This window comes from Micromonospora sp. BL4 (assembly GCF_003667505.1).
Taxonomy (GTDB): Bacteria; Actinomycetota; Actinomycetes; order Mycobacteriales; family Micromonosporaceae; genus Micromonospora.
On sequence record NZ_RCVJ01000187.1, the window covers coordinates 1 to 17,485 of the forward strand.

Here is a 17,485-nt window from a genome sequence, read left to right on the forward strand (position 1 = left end):
GGTCGCGGTGTCGACCACGTGCACGCGACCGTCGACCGGGAAACCGAGCAGCGGAGGCACCGACTCCGGCCCGGCCACCCGGTCGTCGATCCGGGTTGCGGTGAGCCGGCGGGTGCCACGCAGACCCGGGTTGTCGGCGAGCAGCCCACTGCTCACCCCGGGCAGGAAGGCCGTCCACAGTGGTGCGGTGCCGCGCGGATCCCAGGCGCTCAGGGTGCAGTCGGTGGCATCCGTGCAGTGGGCGTCCAACAGCAGGTTGCGGTACGTCCAGACGGCCACCGCGTCGTCGTCGCGCCGCCGGGTCACTCCGGTGGCGGGGTCGAGCAGCTCGTACCCCTTGACCAGGAGCTTGCCGACGGCGACCACCGGGTCCCGGTCGCCGCCGGCGACCGCGGACCAGTCCGCCTTGCGCTCCCAGAGCTGCGTGCCGGTGGCGAGGCTGCGGGCCTCGACCCGAGTGCGTTGCTCGACCACCACCGTGTCCCCGGCGATGGTCACGCTGCGCGGGGTGCCGCCGACCCGCACCTGCCAGACCACGTCCGGCTCGGAGATGGGTTCACTGCGGTCCACCCAGTCCCACAGGCCCGGAAAGGGGTTCCACACGCCGGTGGCGGCGAGGGCGACGACCACGGCGAGGCCGAGCAGCAGCCCGCCGCGCACGCTCCCCTTCGCCACACCGCACACGGTAGCCACGATCACGGATCTTCCGTACGCCCGCGCCGCCGTGTCGCCGCGCTTTCTGGGGCCGGAGGTGTTAACAGGGGAGCCCATCCTCCACGGAGGCGTCAGGAAGTCGGCCTTCCTTCGGTCCGGACGGCGCTGCGTACCAGCGGAAGCGTGCGATAGGGAATCTGCTCGGCCAAGGCGATGATCGTCGACGCCCGCGTGATACCGGCGGAGGAGACGATCTGGTCGATGACCCGCTGGAGGTCCGTGTTGGAGCGGGCCACGATCCGGCAGAGCAGGTCGCTGGAGCCGGTGATGGTGTGCGCCTCCAGCACCTCGGGGATGGCGGCCAGGTGGGCGGTCACCGGATCGTGGCCGTGCCGCTGACTGATCTCCAGGGTGACGAAGCTGGTCACGCCGAACCCGATCGCGGCCGGTGCGATCTCCGGGCCGAATCCGCGGATGACACCCCGGTCGACCAGCTTGTCCAGCCGGGCCTGCACGGTGCCCCGGGCCACCCCGAGCCGCCGGGAGCACTCCAGCACGCCGATCCGCGGCTCCTCGGCGAGCAGTTCGATCAAGCGCACGTCGAGCGCGTCGAGCTGTACAGCCTGCTCACCCTTCATGGGTTCAGACCATACCGAATGTGCAACCTGACCAGCATTTACACCGACAGTTGCCCAGTCGGGGCCGACACAGCGATCCTCGCCACAGGAACCAACCACGGCGGCCCACGAGGCCGGCCGGTACGCGAGGGAGGCCACCATGACCCAGGCGATCGACCGACCCCAGTCGACCGAGGACGTCGACGTCGACCGGCTCGTCGGCGCCGTCGACCACGACATCAGCCACGACCCCTTCCCGGTGAAGGGTCTCGACCACGTGCACTTCCTGGTCGGCAACGCCAAGCAGGCCGCGCACTACTACTCCACCGCGTTCGGCATGACCTGCGTGGCGTACCGCGGCCCCGAGCAGGGCTACCGCGACCACGCCCAGTACGTGCTGACCAGCGGCTCGGCCCGGTTCGTGCTGACCGGCGCGGTGCGCCCGGACGCGGACGGCGCCGAGCACGTGGCCCGGCACAGCGACGGGGTGAGCGACATCGCCCTGGAGGTGCCGGACGTGGACAGCGCGTACGCGCACGCCATCGCCCAGGGCGCCACCAGCGTGGTGGAGCCGCACGAGGTGACCGACGAGCACGGCACGGTCCGGATGGCCGCCATCGCCGCGTACGGCGACACCCGGCACACCCTGGTCGACCGGTCCCGCTACACCGGCCCGTTCCTGCCCGGCTTCGTGGCCCGCGGCCCGATCGTGGACCGGCAGCCGATGATCGACGCCGGCATCCAGCCGAAGCGCTTCTTCCAGGCCGTCGACCACGTGGTCGGCAACGTGGAGCTGGGCCGGATGGACGAGTGGGTCGAGTTCTACAAGCGGGTGATGGGCTTCTCCAACATGGCGGAGTTCATCGGCGACGACATCGCCACCGACTACTCGGCGCTGATGAGCAAGGTCGTGGCGAACGGCACCCGCAAGGTGAAGTTCCCGCTCAACGAGCCGGCGGTCGCTCGCAAGAAGTCGCAGATCGACGAGTACCTGGAGTTCTACCAGGGCCCGGGCGCCCAGCACATCGCGGTCGCCACCAACGACATCCTGGCCAGCGTCGACGCGATGCGGGCCGCCGGGGTGGAGTTCCTGGACACCCCGGACTCGTACTACGAGGACCCGGAGCTGCGCGCCCGGATCGGCAACGTGCGGGTCCCGATCGAGGAGCTGAAGGCCCGGCGGATCCTGGTCGACCGGGACGAGGACGGCTACCTGCTCCAGATCTTCACGAAGCCGGTGCAGGACCGCCCGACCGTCTTCTTCGAGCTGATCGAGCGGCACGGCTCGCTCGGCTTCGGCAAGGGCAACTTCAAGGCGCTCTTCCAGGCCATCGAGCGGGAGCAGGAAGCCCGCGGCAACCTGTAACACTTGCGAGCGTGACGCAGCCTCCGTCGTACCCCACGCCGCCGGTCGGTGGGCCTCCGCCCGCCGCCGGCGGCGTCGCGCCGCCGCCCGGACCACACCCGCAGGGGTACGCGGTGCCGCCGCAGTACGCCCCACCAGGCTGGACGCCGCCGGGGTACGCCGGACCGCCTCGTCCGCTGCCCCCGACGCTGAGCCCGGGTGGTCAGCCGCTGGCCAGCTTCAGCGACCGGGTGCTGGCCTGGCTGATCGACACGGCGCTGGCGAGTGCCGTCTCGCTGGCGCTCTTCATGCCGGTCTTCCTCGTCCTCTGGGCGCGGATGCTCACCGAGATGACCCGGACCAACCCGGACGGGACCCTCGTCGAACCCGACCCGGGCGCCCTCTTCCTCTCCTTCTTCCTGCCGATCCTGCTGCTCCAGCTCGGGCTGCTAGTCCTCATGCTCGGCCTCTACTGGCTCTACCACGTGGAGTACCTCAAGCGCGGCGGTCAGACGCTCGGCAAGAAGGCGATGAAGCTGCGCGTGGTGCCGCTCGACCCGACTCGCACGCTGGACCGGCGGATGGCCGGCCGGCGGTGGCTGGTGCAGTACCTGGCGGCCTCGCTGGTCCCCGGGGTCAGCTACCTCGACGGGTTCTGGCAGCTCTGGGACAAGCCCTGGCAGCAGTGCCTCCACGACAAGTTCGCCGACACGGTCGTCGTTAAGGTGTCCTCGTGACCGAGCACAGCGAGCGAACCAGCAGGCCCGACAGCGTGGCACCGCGCGCCGGCGCGCCGCGGAGCGGAGCGGCGGCGTGAGCGTTCAGCCTGGCTGGTACGTCGACCCCGCCGACCCGGAGACCCGGCGCTACTGGGACGGCGAGGGCTGGCTCGGCGCGCCCATCCCCGTCGACGAGACTCCGCCGGACGGCCCACCACCGGTCGAGCCGCCGCCCGTCCCGGTCACCCCGGCCGCGCCCGCAACGCCGGCCGCCGTCGGCCCGGTGACCGCCGCGCCAGGCTGGCCGCCGCACCCCGGTCCGGGCGCCCAGCCGGGGCACGGCCCACAGCAGGGGTACGGCCCCCAACCTGGGCACGGCGCCCAACCTGGGCACGGCCCACAGCAGGGGCACGCCCCGGGCTGGGGACCGCAGGCGACACCCCCCGGCTGGGGACCGCAGGCGGGTCCGCCCGGCTGGGCACCGCAGGGCGCACCGCCCGGCTGGGCTCCGCAGGGTGTGCCGCCCGGCTGGCCAGGACGGCCGCCCGAGCCGCGCCCGCACGGCCTGGCGTTGGCGGGCTTCGGTCAGCGGTTCACCGCCCGACTGATCGACTTCGGCCTCGTCTTCGCGCTGAACGCTCTGGTCAACGGCTGGTTCGTCTGGCGGTGGATCCAGGAGTGGACGCCGTACTGGCGGGAGTTCTTCCAGCGGGCGGCGCGGGGCGACACCTCCGCCGAGGGGCTGCCGGTTCCCGGCGAGCAGGCTGGGCTTCTCCTGGTGGTGATCCTGGTGATCGCCACCGCGCTCTGGCTGGCGTACGAGGTGCCGGCCATGGCCGCCGGTGGGCAGACATTCGGCAAGCGGGTGATGCGGATCCGTGCCGTGCCGCTCGCCGCCGACCAGCCGCTGGGCTTCGGCAAGGCGCTGAGCCGGTGGACCACGCTGGGCATGCCCACGCTGCTCTGGTACTGCGCCGGCCTCGGCCTGGTGTTGCAACTGGTCGACGCCCTCTCCCCCCTCTTCGACCACCCGCTTCGTCAGGCGCTGCACGACAAGCGCGCCCAGACGGTGGTCGTCCAGGTCCCCCGCACCACCGCTTCCGCCACCCCGAACGACCGCGATCACCCCTCGGGAGAAACCCCATGACCGACTCCGGACGTCACCAGCCGGCGCTGCGGCTGACCCGCGCCGACCTCGACGCGCTGCCCAGCTACGTACCGGGACGCAGCCCCGCCGACCTGGCACGGGAGCTGGGTCTGCCAGAGGCGATCAAGCTGGCCAGCAACGAGGTGCCGTACGGGCCGCTGCCCGGCGTGGTGGAGGCGGTCACCGAGGCGCTGGCCGCCTCGCACCGCTACCCCGACATGGGCGTGGTCGCGCTGCGTGACGCGCTGGCCGAGCGGTACGGCGTGGACGCCGACCGGATCGCCACCGGCTGCGGGTCGGTGGCGCTCGCCGAGCACCTGGTACGAGCCACCTGCCTGCCGGGCGACGAGCTGCTCTACTCGTGGCGGTCGTTCGAGGCGTACCCGATCATCGCGGCGACCAGCGGCGCGACCAGCGTGCGGGTGCCCAACGACGCCGGGCACGGGCACGACCTGACGGCGATGGCCGCGGCGGTGACCGACCGGACCCGGATGATCCTGGTCTGCAACCCGAACAACCCCACCGGCACGGCGGTACGCCGGGCCGAGCTGGACCGGTTCCTCGACGCGGTGCCGGACGACGTGCTGGTGGTCATCGACGAGGCGTACCGGGAGTTCGTCACCGACCCGGAGGTGCCGGACGGCCTCGACTACCTGGACCGGCCGAACGTGGCGGTGCTGCGCACCCTGTCCAAGGCGTGGGGTCTGGCCGGGCTGCGGGTGGGCTGGCTGGTCGCCCAGCCGGTGGTGGCCGCGGCGATCCGCAAGGTGGTGACCCCGTTCTCCACCAGCACGGCCGCCCAGGCCGGGGCGCTGGCGGCGCTGGCCCAGGCCGCGGAGATGGAACGCCGTTGCGCTTTGGTCGTCGCCGAGCGGGACCGGGTCACCGAGGCGCTTCGGAAGTTCGTGCCGGACGTTCCGACCAGCCAGGCCAACTTCGTCTGGCTGCCGCTGGGCGACCGGGCGGTGGCGTTCGGCAAGGCGTGCGAGGCGCGCGGGGTGATCGTCCGGCCGTTCGCCGGGGACGGGGTGCGCGTCACGATCGGCACTCCGGCCGAGAACGACGCGTTCCTGGCCGCCGCGGAGGCGGCGCTGGTCTGACCGGTCCCGGCTCCGCGAGCGTGCCGGCGGGCTCCGGAACGGGTTCCGGCCGGGCGGTGGAGCTCGTCGGCGGCCGCGCGTCAGGCCGGTCGCCGACGGCGGACGACCAACCAGCCGAGGATCAGCAGGGTCGCGCCCAGCCCGGCGAGCAACGGGACCGACCCGTTGAAGCCGGTGACCGGCAACTGGCCACCGTGGCTGGGCGTCGGCGTGGGCGGGGTCGGTGTGGTGGTCGGGGAGGCCGGCACAACCTCGAAGGTGACCCCGGTGCCTCCCGGCGGCTCGGCCCGTACGGCTGCGGACGCGATGGTCGGCGCCGTCGTGGGTGCGGGCGGCATCGCCAGCCCGAGGCCTGCGGTGAATGCGAGCACACCGCCGGCGAACCAGCCTGCTGCCGTGTCGCCCATCATCGCCGCCCCTTTCAGCGCAACCTGAACCGTGAAAAATGTACCTTTTTCGGTCAGACGACGTGAATGGTTCTAGCGGTCGGGGCTCAATGCGCCCCGATCAGGTGGCGGCCAGGACCAGCGCCTCGGCGGTCAGGTAGTACCGCTGGTCGTCCCCATCCGGGTCGACCGGCACGCGGAGCCGTTCCACCGCGACGTACCCGTCCGACGCGGCCACCGCCCCGGGCGCCCAGCCGGTCCCGTCCCGGCCGACGTTGAGCGAGAAACGCGAGAGCTGCGTACCGGTCACCGGGTCGAGCGTCACCAGGTCGTTCGCGTCGGTCAACAGGTGCACCCGGCCCGGTTGAACGGCGAGCACCCGGGCCGGTCCCATCCCGCCGACCCGCCACAGCTCGGCACCGGACCGGGCCGACCGGCCGACGGCCACCCCGTCGAGCACGGTGATCGCCTGGTCGCCGGCCAGCGTGCTGCCGGACGCGTCCAGCGCGGGTGCGGCGGTCGGCTCGCCGGCACCCAGCAGCCAACCCCGGCCACCCGCGTCACCCGGCCCGGAGGTCCGCAGGCCCGGGCAGTCCGACCGGCCGGTACGGCAACCGAGCGGGGTCGCCACCAACTCGTCCGGGCCACTCGGCGGCCGCCAGCGTTCGCGCACCACGCCGGTCGCCGCGTCCCGGAACTCGACCGTGGCCGGCCCGGCGCAGTTGTCCACGCCGATCAGCTGCCCGCCGGAGGTGGTGCCGACGTCGCTGCGGCAGTCGCCGGGCAGGTCGACCCGCCACAACTCCCGGCCCCCGGCCAGCTCCACCCCGCGCGCCTGGGTGTCACCGGTGGCCACCAGCACCGTCCGGCCGTCCGTCAGGTCGGTGAGGTAGAGCCCAGACGGATCCCAGACGGTGGCCGCCCCGGTACGCCGGACCACCGTCCCATCCTCGGCGGGCACCGGGCCGTCGGCACGCCAGAGCACCCGCCCGGTCGACGCGTCGAGCGCGACCAGGCGCCCGTCCGACCACCGGCTGACCACGGTCCTGCCGCTCGCCACCACCCCGGTCAGCTCCGCCGGCCAGCGCCGGTACGACCAGTACGGGCTGGTGCGGTGCCGCCCGTCGACCGGCCGGTCGGCGTAGACCTGCCGGTGCGCGGCGTACACCCGCAGACGGGAGTCCACGATCAACGGGGCGACCGGCAGTCGACCGACCACGCCGACGGCCGGCTGCGCGGCGGCCGGGTAGTTACCCCGGGCCTCCGTGCTCACCTCGGCCGGCGCGAGCACCCGGTGGACGATGACCGCGACCGCCACGATGGCGAGCAGCGCCGCGACCGCCACCACGAGCCGTCGCCGGCCCCTCGGGAACCCCATGCCGCACCTCCGCCCGGCACCCTACCCAGCGGAACCGGCCGGACCCTGGTCAGGTCACGCCGTCGCGGGTGGGGACTTCGGTGGTCAGGCTGCCTCGACGGAGCCGGTCGCGCCGGCCGCGTGGGCCGCGAAGGTCAGGTCGGCGAGATCACGCCGGAGCGCCACCTCGACCGCCCGGGCGGCGAGCCCGCCGAGCAGCAGCGCCACCACCCGGCCGTACGGGGCGGTCGGCACCGCCTCCTGGGTGACGGTGACCGCCGTGCAGCCACGACGACGACGCCGGACCGGCCGCAGGCTCCAGGTGATCCGGTAGTCCACACCGGCGCCGGAGGAACAGAGCACCAGCCGATGGGGGGCGCGCGCCTCCACCACCAGGAACTCCTCGATCAGCGTGCCGCCGCCGGGCTGGGTGCGCGTCTCACGCCACGCGGTGCCGGGCCCGAACGGCCCCGGGGTGAGGAGCTCGACCGGGCCGGCGGCGCTGAGCCGGGCCGCACGGCCGGGCAGGTCGGTCAGTGGACGCCAGACATCGACGGCGTGCGCCTCGATGAACCCGGTAACCGCCACCGTCGACATGCCACCCTCCCGTGTCCTCGACGGTACGCGGGGTGAGGGCCGGACGGGGCCTCCGGGACGGAATTTCCACCGCCCGGAGACCACGTTGTCCGTTTCGCCCGGCCGCTCGGGTGCTGGTCAGCGACCGGTCCGGCGGTCAGCGATCGAAACGACCGGCCCGGATCGCGCCGATGAACGCCGTCCATCCCGGCGGGCTGACGGCCAGTGTGGGGCCGGCCTGGTCCTTGGAGTCGCGGACCGCGACCAGACCGAGGACGTCGACCAGGTTGTCCGCCACCTCCACGCAGAGCCCCTGGTCGTTGGAACGGCTGCTGGTACGCCATACCGCGCCCGCGAAATCGTGCATCGTCTTACCTCCGTGTGCGATGAGGTGCCCCACCGCTGGCAGCCGGGCGCGGCCCGGCCCGTGCCGCGAGGCGGGGCGATGGAATCCGCGACGATCAACGGGGGAACCCCGATCGGTGATCGCACAGCCGGTGCGATCACCAGTCCCATCGACGAGACGGTCCGCCGGACGGGCCCACCCGGGGCCCGGAACGACCGCCGGACCCGGTCCGGCGGTCGTTTCAGGGGCGACTCGGGTCAGCGGGCCGGACGGACCGTCCCGGTGACCTCGCCAAGGGCCACGGTGGTGCCGTCCGGGCCGGGCGCGGTGGCGGTGATGGTCACCGTGTCGCCGTCGGCGAGGAAGGTGCGGCTCTCGTCGCCGAGCTTCACCGGCTCCGCTCCGCCCCAGGTCAGCTCCAGGAACGAGCCGACCTGCGAACGGTCCGGGCCGGAGACGGTGCCCGAGGCGTACAGGTCGCCGGTGCGCAGGGACGCGCCGTTGACGGTGAGGTGCGCCAACTGCTGGGCCGGCGTCCAGTACATGGTCGCGAACGGCGGCTCGCTGACCCGTTCGCCGTTCCACTCGACGGCCAGCCGGAGGTCCAGCCCCAGATGCGGTACGTCCCGCAGGTAGTCGACGACCGGCGGGTCCTGATCCGGGGCCGGCACGAAGGCGTCGGCGAGCGCGTCGAGCGGCGTCACCCAGGCCGAGATCGAGGTGGCGAACGACTTGCCCAGGAACGGCCCGAGCGGCTGGTACTCCCACGCCTGGATGTCCCGCGCGGACCAGTCGTTGACCAGCACCACCCCGAACACGTGGTCGGCGAAGTCGTCGACGGACACCCGGGCGCCCAGCGGGCTGGGCACGCCGACCACGAAGCCGACCTCGGCCTCGATGTCGAGGCGTACGGACGGGCCGGTGACCGGGCCCTCGGCGGACGCGCGCTGGCCGGACGGGCGGACCACCGGCGTCCCGGAGACCACCACCGTGCCGGCCCGCCCGTGGTAGCCGATCGGCAGGTGCTTCCAGTTCGGCAGCAACGCCGGCTGGCCCGGTCGGAAGATCTGCCCGACGTTCGACGCGTGGTGCTCGGAGGAGTAGAAGTCGACGTAGTCGGCAACCTCGACCGGGAGCAGCAACTCCACCTCGTCCAGCGGCACCAGCAGGGGTTCCACCGCGGCCCGGTGCGCCGGGTCGGTCAGCAGCTCGACGATCCGCTGCCGCACCGCCGTCCACTGCGGACGGCCCAGGGCCATGAAGTCGTTGAGGGTGGGCCGGCACAGCGCGCCGGCGGCGAGCACCAGCTCGGCGGCCTCGGCGGCGGCCAGATCGAGCACCCACGACCCGATCCGCACGCCGATCCGCGGCCGACCCCCGTCCTGCCGGAACACCCCGTACGGCAGGTTCGTCACCCCGTACGGCGAACCGTCGGCGCCGGTCACCCAGGTCATGCGTCGTAGCCCCCGTTCACCAGCCCCAGCCGGATCAGATCGGTCAGTGGTTCCAGGATGCTGCACGAGCCGAAGCCGACCCAGAGCGGGCGGGGCGCGTCCAGCCGGCCGGTCGTACGCTCCAGCAGCGGACGCGGATCGGCGACGGTGAGCAGCTCGGCGACGGCGCCCACGCCGTCGCCCTCGGCGGCCGCCAACGCCGCGGCCAGCACATTGGCGTAGCCGTGGTGGGTGAACCCGGTCTCCGGGTCGAGGTGCCGGACCGCCTGGTGCAGCCCCGCGGTCAGCTTGAACGGCAGGTCGCGGTCCCGGCAGGCGCAGATCACCGCGGCCAGCTCGGCCGGGGTGGGGAAGAGCTCGCCGGCCAGCCCGCCGGTGCGGAACTTGGCCGCGACCGGCACCCCGGCGGCACGGGCGGCGGCGAGCGCGTCCAGCGCGCCCATCAGCCCGAAGGTCAGCGGCAGCTCGGCGTAGACGGCCTCGACGTCGGGCAGGGAGTCGTTCATCCGCAGCAGCTCGGCGATGCCGGGCAGCGGGTCCTCGCCCCGCCGGGCGACCGCCACCTCGACCTGCCGGGCGGTGACGCCGTCCGGCGCCAGGAACGACAGCGCGAAGGGCAGGCCCCCGATCCCGGTGTCACCGATCACGCCGACCACCAGGCCCTCGGCCGGGTCGACGAGACCACTCAGCTCGCCTGCGGCGACGGTCGAGGCGGGGACCAGCAGCGGGCCGACCAGGTCGGCGTACCAGGCGGTGCGGTGCCGGCGGTGGGCGGCCAGGGCGTCGGGCAGCGCGGCGCTGCCCGGGGGGAAGACGGCGGCGTCATCCACCAGGCCGTCGAGGAGTGCGGGCACCTGCGTTGACACGGAACAAGAATGTACGGGACGCTACAAGGAACGGACAACAGCGTCCGATTATCGGACGCCCCCGGCCGGTGAACGGGACATATCGGGAGGCGAGATGCCGTACTACCGCAGCGTCGGCGAGGTGCCGCGCAAGCGCCACACCCAGTTCCGTCAGCCCGACGGCAGCCTCTACGCCGAGGAACTGATGGGCCAGGAGGGCTTCTCCTCCGACTCGTCCCTGCTCTACCACCGGCACGCGCCGACCGCGATCCTGGCCGCCGACGAGTTCACCCCGCCCGCCTTCACCCGGGCGCCGAACCTGCCGCTCAAGCCCCGCCACCTGCGCACCCACAAGCTCGACGCCGGCGGCGCCGACCCGGTCCTCGGCCGGCAGTACCTGCTCGCCAACGACGACGTGCGCATCGGGTACGTGCTCGCCGACCGTCCCTCGCCACTGTTCCGCGACGCCACCGGCGACCACTGCCTCTACGTCGAGTCGGGGGCACTACGGGTCGAGTCCCCGTTCGGCGTGCTGGAGGCGGTGGCCGGCGACTACGTCATCATCCCCACCTCGACCATCCACCGGCTGGTGCCCGCCGGCGAGCAGCCCGTCCGACTGCTCACCGTCGAGGCGGCCGGGCACATCGGCCCGCCCAAGCGCTACCTGTCCGTACGCGGCCAGTTCCTGGAGCACTCGCCGTACTGCGAGCGCGACGTCCGCGGCCCGGACGCGCCGCTGCTCGTCGACGGCGAGGAGGCGGAGGTGCTGGTACGGCACCGGCGCGGCTGGACCCGCTACGTCTACGCCCACCACCCGTTCGACGTGGTCGGCTGGGACGGGCACCTCTACCCGTGGGCGTTCTCCATCCACGACTTCGAGCCGATCACCGGCCGGATCCACCAGCCCCCGCCGGTGCACCAGACCTTCCAGGGCCCCAACTTCGTCATCTGCTCGTTCGTGCCCCGCAAGGTCGACTACCACCCGGACTCGATCCCGGTGCCGTACAACCACCACAACGTCGACTCCGACGAGATGCTCTTCTACACCGGCGGCAACTACGAGGCCCGGCGTGGCTCCGGCATCGAGCAGGGCTCGATCTCGCTGCACCCGTCCGGCTTCACCCACGGCCCCCAGCCGGGTGCCGCCGAGCGCTCCATCGGCGCGGACTACTTCGACGAGCTGGCCGTCATGGTCGACACCTTCCGCCCGCTGGACCTCTGCGACGCGGCCCGCACCTGTGAGGACGACGGTTACGCCTGGACCTGGGCGCGTCGCGTCTAGTCGCGCGTCAGCGCACGGCGGTGCGGGTGAAGACGGCGAATTCGGCGACCGCGGTGGCGGCGATGGCCAGCACCAGCGGCCACGGCGAGCCGACCACCGCGTACACCAGGAGCAACACCGGCGCGGCGGCCACCGCGTAGATCGCCAGGGCCAGGCTCCGGTCCGAGCGCACCAGGTCGGGCAGGATGGTCCGGGTCAGCCCCGGCAACCGGGCCCCGAGCTGCCAGACGACGATCCCGCCGGTGAGCGCGGCGAGCACCGCCAGGAAGCGGGAGAACCCGTCGTTCGCCGAGGCGGCGAACGCCACCACCACCGCGGCCACCAGCGACCAGCCCGCGCCGTAGAGCACCAGACGGTGCAGGCCGTAGGCGATGGTCCGCCCGGAGTCCATCCGGCTCGGGCTGATCGTGGCCGCCTCAGCGAGGTGTTCCAGCGCCTCGGACCAGCGGCGCTGCTCCAGCCGGATGACACCCACGTCGTGCCGGACGTCGGCGAGGCGCGGGTCGAGTCGCAGCGCCTCGCGGTAGGCCCGCTCGGCCAGGTCGAACAGCTCCAGCCGGGCCGCGACCAGGCCGAGCACCAGGTGCGCCTGCGGCTCCTCCTGGGCCAACTCGACGCCGCGCCAGGCCGCGTTCAGGGCCGGTTGGCCGTTGCGCGAATCGGCCAGCAGCGCCGCCGCGCTGCGCTGCGCGTACGGGTCGGCCGGGCCGAGCGCGAGGAGCCGGTCGGCGGTGGCGGCAGACTCGGAGTAGCGCTCCAGGTCGGCCAGCGCCATGCCCCGGACGACCAGCGGCGGGAGTGCCTCCGGTGCGGCGGCCAACGCCGTGTCGGCTGCGGTGAGCGCCTCGACCGGCCGGCCGGCGGCCAGGTGCACCCGGGCCAGCATGGTGAGCGCTTCCAGGTCGTCGGGCTTCAGCGCGAGCCCGTAGGTCAGCTCCCCGGCCGCCTCGTCGTGACGACCGAGTTCGGCGAGAAGTTGGGCGCGCTCGAGGTAGCCGTCGGCGGCGGAACGGTCGGAGGCGGGGTCGCTGGACATCGCGGCGAGCCTAGGTGGCCGGCGCGTCGTACACCAGGGCCACCGCGATGCCGGCAAGCCCTTCCTCACGGCCGGTGAACCCGAGCCCGTCGGTGGTCGCGGCGGAGACGGTGACCGGAGCGCCGACGGCAGCGGAGAGCACCTGCTGCGCCTCCGCACGGCGCCGGCCGATCTTGGGTCGGTTACCGACGACCTGCACGGACACGTTTCCGATCTCCAGGCCGGCGGCCCGCACCCGGCGGGCCGTCTCGGTCAGCAGGGCCACCCCGGACGCGCCGGCCCACTCCGGCTGGCCCACCCCGAAGGCGGCGCCGAGATCACCGAGACCGGCGGCGGAGAGCAGCGCGTTGCAGGCGGCGTGCGCGGCCACGTCCGCATCCGAATGTCCGGCGAGGCCGTCCTGGTCGGGCCAGAGCAGGCCGGCCACCCAGCAGGGTCGGCCGGGCTCGAAGGCGTGCACGTCCGTGCCGACGGCCACCCGGGGAACGATCATGATCTGAGGGTACGCGTCAACCGGCGGCGGCCAGCAGATGCTCCGCCAACGCCAGGTCGAACGGGCGGGTGATCTTCAGCGCGTACTCCGAACCGGGTACGCAGCTCACCGCGATGCCCTGCTTCTCGACCAGCCCGGCGTCGTCGGTGAGCGAGTCGCCGGCCGCGGCGTGCGCGGCGGTGAGCACGGACCGGCGGAAGCCCTGCGGTGTCTGCACCGCGCGCAGGGCGGACCGGTCCACGGTGCCGAGCACCACTTCGCCGGCGCCGACCTCCTTGATCGTGTCGACGACCGGCAGCACCGGGATGACCGCGTCCCGCCCGTCGCGGACAGCCGCCGCGACGGACTCCACCAGCTCCGGCGGCGTCAGCGCACGGGCGGCGTCGTGCACCAGGATGATCGTCGGACCGGCGGGCACCGCGGCCAGCGCCGCCGCCACCGACGCCTGCCGCTCCGCGCCGCCCGGCACCACGGTCACCGGGGCGACCGGTGCGAGCAACTCGCCGACGGCCGTCACCTCGGCGGCCGGGGCGGCCACCACGATCGTGTGCACCGAGGGTGCGGCGGCCAGCCGGCGCACGGCGTGCACCAGCAGCGGCTCCCCGGCGAGCAGGCGCAGCGCCTTGGGTCGGCCCGGGCCGAGCCGTACGCCGGCACCCGCCGCAGGCACGAGGACCGCGACGTCACCGCGCGGATTCAGCTGCGCGGTCACGTCGCGGTCCTCGGTGGTTTCTTCGCTACGAATCGGGTACGACGATGCTGTGCGGACTAGGCCTCGGTGAGCACCTTGTCGAGCAGCGTCTCCGCCTCGTCCTTGGTGCTCTTCTCCGCCAGCGCGACCTCGCCGACGAGGATGTCGCGGGCCTTGGCGAGCATCCGCTTCTCGCCCGCGGAAAGGCCCCGCTCCCGCTCCCGACGCCACAGGTCACGCACGACCTCGGCGACCTTCAGCGGGTTACCGGAGGCCAGCTTTTCCAGGTTGGCCTTGTAACGCCGCGACCAGTTGGTCGGCTCCTCGGTGTGCGGAGCCCGGAGAACGTCGAAGACCTTGCCGAGGCCCTCTTCGCCGACCACCTCACGCACGCCCACGATCTCGGCGTTCTCGGCCGGCACCCGGACCGTCAGGTCACCCTGCGCGACCCTCAGGACGAGGTACTGCTTAGGCTCGCCCTTGATGACCCGAGTCTCGATTGCCTCGATGAGTGCGGCCCCGTGGTGGGGGTAAACAACGGTCTCGCCGACACTGAAAACCATAGGTTCGAAACCCCTTTCGCTGTGTCTAGGGTAACACGGTCAGGCACCGATGTCTCACCGATGTCCTGACCGTTGGCGCAGCTCAGGGGCCCTGTGAGAGGTCTTTCTTCAGCTTGACAGGCGGTCAAACCGATGGTTCGAACACGCTCCGTAACGCACAGATGACTTCCCGGTGCGGGTGAACAGAACGTCGAGATCAAGGGCTATGCGCTCACCTCATGGTATCCCGCCGGGCGGGACCTCGCCCAGGTGTAGCGGGAGGCGCCCCTCGTGCGGGACGCTGAAGGCAGCACCGCACTCCGCTCTCGAGACGCTGCCAGGGGGTCCGATGGGCAAGCCGGACGCGGACGGCCAGGGGCTGCCCGACCTGCCGCCTGAGTGGGGTCGTGTGGTCGTCCCCGACGACGCCTCCGCACTCGCCACCGAGGCCGCCCAGATCCGCCGCGAGCTGCGTCGGGTCCCCGGTCGACCGGCCGGCCACCGTGCCCTGGCCCTGCCGCTGCTGGTCCTGCTGGTGGCGGTGCTCACCACGCTGGCCGGCCTGCTCGCCGTCACCTGGCCGCGCGCCAACCGCGGTGCCGACCGCCCGACCCCGGCTCCCTACTCGCCACCCGCGACCCTCGCCGGGCGGGCGCTGCCCGCACTGGACCTGGTCGACGCCGGCCAGTCCCCGGTGCCGCTGCGCGGCCTGCTGCCGGCCATGATCATCCTCGTCGACGGCTGCCCGTGCCCGGACCGGGTGGCCGAGGCGGTGGCGGCGGCGCCCGCCGGAGTGGCCGTGGTCACCGTCACCGGAGGGCGGACGGTGAGCGCCCCGCCGTCGGCCGAGCGGAACGTCCGCGCGCTGGCCGACCCCGCCGGCGGGCTGCGCTCGTTCCTGGGCCAACCGGCCCGCACCGGCACCGCGACCGCACTGCTGGTCGACCGCGCCGGCGTGGTGACCCGGGTGCTGCCCGAGTTGGGGCCGGTCGACGCGTACCGGCAGGACCTGAGCGCCCTGGCCGCCTGACCGGCCCGGCCGCCTGGCCGGGCAGCGCCGGACCGGCCCGGCCGCCTGGCCGGGCAGCGCCGGACCGGCCCGGCCGCCTAGCCGGGCAGTGCCGGACCGGCCCGGCCGCCTAGCCGGGCAGCGCGACGAGTTGCACCTCGACGTCGATGGGCTGGTCGCCCACGGCCGACAGCGACACCCGGAACGGCCCACCACCGGGCAGCACCTCGGCGGTGGTGATCGAGCCGTCGCAGTCGATGCGCGGCGGGCCGGCGATCTCGGCCCCGGTGCTCGTCACCGCCATCGTGCCGGGCCTGGTGCACCGATACTGGAGCAGGTAGCGGGAGCCGTCGTCGTTGGACTGCCGGATCACCCCCTGACCAGGGGCGAGTTCCCTCTGCTCCCGCCAGATCGTCTCGCTGAACCGGGGCAGCCCGCCCGCAGCGTCCCCCTGGTAGAAGAACTCGCCCGGAGGGCCTTCGATGTCGACGACCATGCCCGTCTCCGGGTCGACCCGCACCGCGGAACTCTCCCCCGCGCGGACGATCTCACCCGATCCGGTGTCCAGTTGCACGGTGCGCCGCACATCAGGGGTGCCGTCCGGCCCGCCGTCGTCGACCCGGGCCGTCGGGGTGGGGATCGGCTGGGCCGTCACGGCGGGGGCGGCAGCTCGCCACCACCAGCCGCCGACGGCCAGGGCGGCGAGGGCCACCCCGACCAGCGCAGCCGACCGCAGCCGGTCGTCCGGCGCAGCATCCATGCGACGAGCGTACCGGCCGGGTCGCGCGGCGATCAGCCCTGTCGATCGAGCAGCACGGCATACAGGGTGAGGCCGGGACCGAACGCCAGCATGACGATCCGCCGGGGCGCCTCCACCGCGCGACTCAGCCGGTCCAGGATCAGCAGCACCGTCGGCGAGGAGCAGTTGCCGTGCTCGTCGAGCGTCGCCCGGGACGCCGCGAGCGCCTGCGGAGGGAGAGCCAGCTCCCGCTCGACCACGTTGAGGATCCGCGGCCCGCCCGGGTGCACGGCCCAACCGTCCACCTCGGAGGCGGTGGTGCCGTGCCGGGCGAGCAGGTCGTCGACCAGCCCACGGACGTGCCTGGACAGCACCTGCGGGACCTTCGGCGACAACCCCATCCGGAAGCCGGCATCGGTGACGTCCCAGGTCATGTGATCGGCGGTGGAGGTGTCGGTGATCGAGGTGACCTCACGCATGGCGTACCCCGGGCCACCCGGCACCACCACGGCGGCGACCGCGGCATCCGAGAAGAGCGCGTGCGAGACGATCTGCTGGGTGTCCACCCGGGAGCTGGACGGCTGGATGTGCAGGCTGGTCAGCTCCGCGCAGAGCAGCAGCGCCGGGCGGCCCCGCGCGGTGACGAAGTCGCTCGCCGCGCCCAGCCCCGGCAGCGCCGCGTAACAGCCCATGTGGCCCACGAACATCCGCTGGGTGTCCGGCGCCATGCCGAGATCCCTGGCGAGCAGGATGTCGAGCCCCGGGGTGGCGTACCCGGTGCAGGAGCAGACGATGAACAGCCCGATGTCCCCGGCGCCCAGCCCGGCCGCGGTCAGCGCACGGCCGACCGCCTCCTTGCCCAGCGGCAGCGCCTCCACCTGGTAGCGGCGCATCCGGCGCTCGGTGGGCCACTCCGAGACGTCCTCCAGCAGCGGATTGACCGCGGCCTGCCGCCGCGTCACCCCGGAGTTCGCGAAGATCCGCTGGGCCAACGAGCGGGTGGTGCCGGAGAAGTGCCGGGAGAAGAAGCCCTCCCACAACTCGTCCTGCGAAGCCGACGGCGGCTGCGCCGTCCCGAGCCCCGCGATCACTGGTACGGCCACGATCCCCACCTCTCGTCCGACCCCGTCCTCCCCCGGTTCCTCCC

The 17,485-nt window shown here is 73.3% G+C and carries 19 protein-coding genes and 1 pseudogene; 6 read left to right on the plus strand and 14 right to left on the minus strand.

Annotated elements, in window-relative coordinates:
- Nucleotides 1-675: pseudogene (locus EAD89_RS25035) on the minus strand (hypothetical protein); the annotation flags it as partial.
- Between the two features lie 110 nt (nucleotides 676-785).
- Complete coding sequence (locus EAD89_RS25040) at nucleotides 786-1,292, minus strand: Lrp/AsnC family transcriptional regulator (protein ID WP_121677424.1); 507 nt, start codon at nucleotides 1,290-1,292, stop codon at nucleotides 786-788.
- Between the two features lie 139 nt (nucleotides 1,293-1,431).
- Here EAD89_RS25040 and hppD point away from each other — a divergent pair, with 139 nt between their 5' ends.
- The 4 genes from hppD (at nucleotide 1,432) to hisC (ending at nucleotide 5,582) form a co-directional block, all read left to right on the plus strand.
- Complete coding sequence (hppD, locus tag EAD89_RS25045; RefSeq protein ID WP_121655681.1) at nucleotides 1,432-2,637, plus strand: 4-hydroxyphenylpyruvate dioxygenase; 1,206 nt, start codon at nucleotides 1,432-1,434, stop codon at nucleotides 2,635-2,637.
- A gap of 11 nt (nucleotides 2,638-2,648) precedes the next feature.
- A complete protein-coding gene (locus EAD89_RS25050; protein WP_121655680.1) occupies nucleotides 2,649-3,353 on the plus strand; it encodes an RDD family protein in 705 nt (234 codons plus the stop codon).
- 76 nt (nucleotides 3,354-3,429) lie between these two features.
- Nucleotides 3,430-4,482 (plus strand): RDD family protein, encoded by a 1,053-nt coding sequence (locus EAD89_RS25055; protein WP_121677425.1) that lies wholly within the window; start codon nucleotides 3,430-3,432, stop codon nucleotides 4,480-4,482.
- Nucleotides 4,479-5,582: a histidinol-phosphate transaminase gene (hisC, locus tag EAD89_RS25060; RefSeq protein ID WP_121677426.1), complete on the plus strand. Its 1,104-nt coding sequence runs from the start codon at nucleotides 4,479-4,481 to the stop codon at nucleotides 5,580-5,582. Before EAD89_RS25055 ends, hisC begins: the two co-directional genes overlap by 4 nt.
- An 80-nt stretch (nucleotides 5,583-5,662) precedes the next feature.
- On the opposite strand, the gene EAD89_RS25065 is transcribed toward hisC, so the two are convergent.
- The 6 genes from EAD89_RS25065 to EAD89_RS25090 all read right to left on the minus strand — a co-directional run bounded on the left by EAD89_RS25065 (nucleotide 5,663) and on the right by EAD89_RS25090 (nucleotide 10,567).
- Nucleotides 5,663-5,992, minus strand: a complete 330-nt coding sequence (locus EAD89_RS25065; protein WP_121655677.1) for an LPXTG cell wall anchor domain-containing protein — start codon at nucleotides 5,990-5,992, stop codon at nucleotides 5,663-5,665.
- Nucleotides 5,993-6,089: 97 nt separating this feature from the next.
- A complete protein-coding gene (locus EAD89_RS25070) occupies nucleotides 6,090-7,346 on the minus strand; it encodes a PQQ-binding-like beta-propeller repeat protein (protein ID WP_121677427.1) in 1,257 nt (418 codons plus the stop codon).
- An 84-nt stretch (nucleotides 7,347-7,430) separates the two neighbouring features.
- Nucleotides 7,431-7,922: an SRPBCC family protein gene (locus EAD89_RS25075; RefSeq protein ID WP_121655675.1), complete on the minus strand. Its 492-nt coding sequence runs from the start codon at nucleotides 7,920-7,922 to the stop codon at nucleotides 7,431-7,433.
- 136 nt (nucleotides 7,923-8,058) lie between these two features.
- The gene (locus EAD89_RS25080) at nucleotides 8,059-8,268 is read right to left on the minus strand and encodes a DUF397 domain-containing protein (RefSeq protein WP_121655674.1); all 210 of its coding nucleotides are present in this window, start codon (nucleotides 8,266-8,268) and stop codon (nucleotides 8,059-8,061) included.
- Nucleotides 8,269-8,504: 236 nt separating this feature from the next.
- Complete coding sequence (fahA, locus tag EAD89_RS25085; protein WP_121677428.1) at nucleotides 8,505-9,701, minus strand: fumarylacetoacetase; 1,197 nt, start codon at nucleotides 9,699-9,701, stop codon at nucleotides 8,505-8,507.
- The gene (locus tag EAD89_RS25090) at nucleotides 9,698-10,567 is read right to left on the minus strand and encodes a hypothetical protein (protein WP_121655672.1); all 870 of its coding nucleotides are present in this window, start codon (nucleotides 10,565-10,567) and stop codon (nucleotides 9,698-9,700) included. The genes fahA and EAD89_RS25090 overlap by 4 nt, the downstream gene beginning before the upstream one ends.
- Nucleotides 10,568-10,661: 94 nt before the next feature.
- Here EAD89_RS25090 and EAD89_RS25095 point away from each other — a divergent pair, with 94 nt between their 5' ends.
- Nucleotides 10,662-11,828: a homogentisate 1,2-dioxygenase gene (locus EAD89_RS25095; RefSeq protein ID WP_121655671.1), complete on the plus strand. Its 1,167-nt coding sequence runs from the start codon at nucleotides 10,662-10,664 to the stop codon at nucleotides 11,826-11,828.
- A 7-nt stretch (nucleotides 11,829-11,835) separates the two neighbouring features.
- Here the strand turns inward: EAD89_RS25095 and EAD89_RS25100 are convergent, their stop codons facing one another.
- The 4 genes from EAD89_RS25100 to EAD89_RS25115 are packed head-to-tail and all read right to left on the minus strand — an operon-like array spanning nucleotide 11,836 to nucleotide 14,611.
- Nucleotides 11,836-12,864, minus strand: a complete 1,029-nt coding sequence (locus EAD89_RS25100; RefSeq protein ID WP_121677429.1) for a lipopolysaccharide assembly protein LapB — start codon at nucleotides 12,862-12,864, stop codon at nucleotides 11,836-11,838.
- A gap of 10 nt (nucleotides 12,865-12,874) precedes the next feature.
- The gene (gene ispF / locus EAD89_RS25105) at nucleotides 12,875-13,360 is read right to left on the minus strand and encodes a 2-C-methyl-D-erythritol 2,4-cyclodiphosphate synthase (protein ID WP_121677430.1); all 486 of its coding nucleotides are present in this window, start codon (nucleotides 13,358-13,360) and stop codon (nucleotides 12,875-12,877) included.
- Between the two features lie 13 nt (nucleotides 13,361-13,373).
- Complete coding sequence (ispD, locus tag EAD89_RS25110; protein WP_121677431.1) at nucleotides 13,374-14,069, minus strand: 2-C-methyl-D-erythritol 4-phosphate cytidylyltransferase; 696 nt, start codon at nucleotides 14,067-14,069, stop codon at nucleotides 13,374-13,376.
- A 56-nt stretch (nucleotides 14,070-14,125) separates the two neighbouring features.
- Entirely contained in the window at nucleotides 14,126-14,611 is a 486-nt protein-coding gene (locus EAD89_RS25115) for a CarD family transcriptional regulator (protein WP_007073334.1), read from the minus strand.
- 328 nt (nucleotides 14,612-14,939) lie between these two features.
- On the opposite strand from EAD89_RS25115, the gene EAD89_RS25120 reads away from it, so the two are divergent.
- Entirely contained in the window at nucleotides 14,940-15,620 is a 681-nt protein-coding gene (locus EAD89_RS25120) for a hypothetical protein (protein ID WP_121677432.1), read from the plus strand.
- A 109-nt stretch (nucleotides 15,621-15,729) separates the two neighbouring features.
- On the opposite strand, the gene EAD89_RS30560 is transcribed toward EAD89_RS25120, so the two are convergent.
- A complete protein-coding gene (locus EAD89_RS30560) occupies nucleotides 15,730-16,359 on the minus strand; it encodes a hypothetical protein (protein ID WP_158610772.1) in 630 nt (209 codons plus the stop codon).
- A gap of 32 nt (nucleotides 16,360-16,391) precedes the next feature.
- On the minus strand, nucleotides 16,392-17,450 hold the full coding sequence (locus EAD89_RS25130; protein WP_121677434.1) for a type III polyketide synthase: 1,059 nt from the start codon (nucleotides 17,448-17,450) through the stop codon (nucleotides 16,392-16,394).
- Nucleotides 17,451-17,485: the final 35 nt, after the last annotated feature.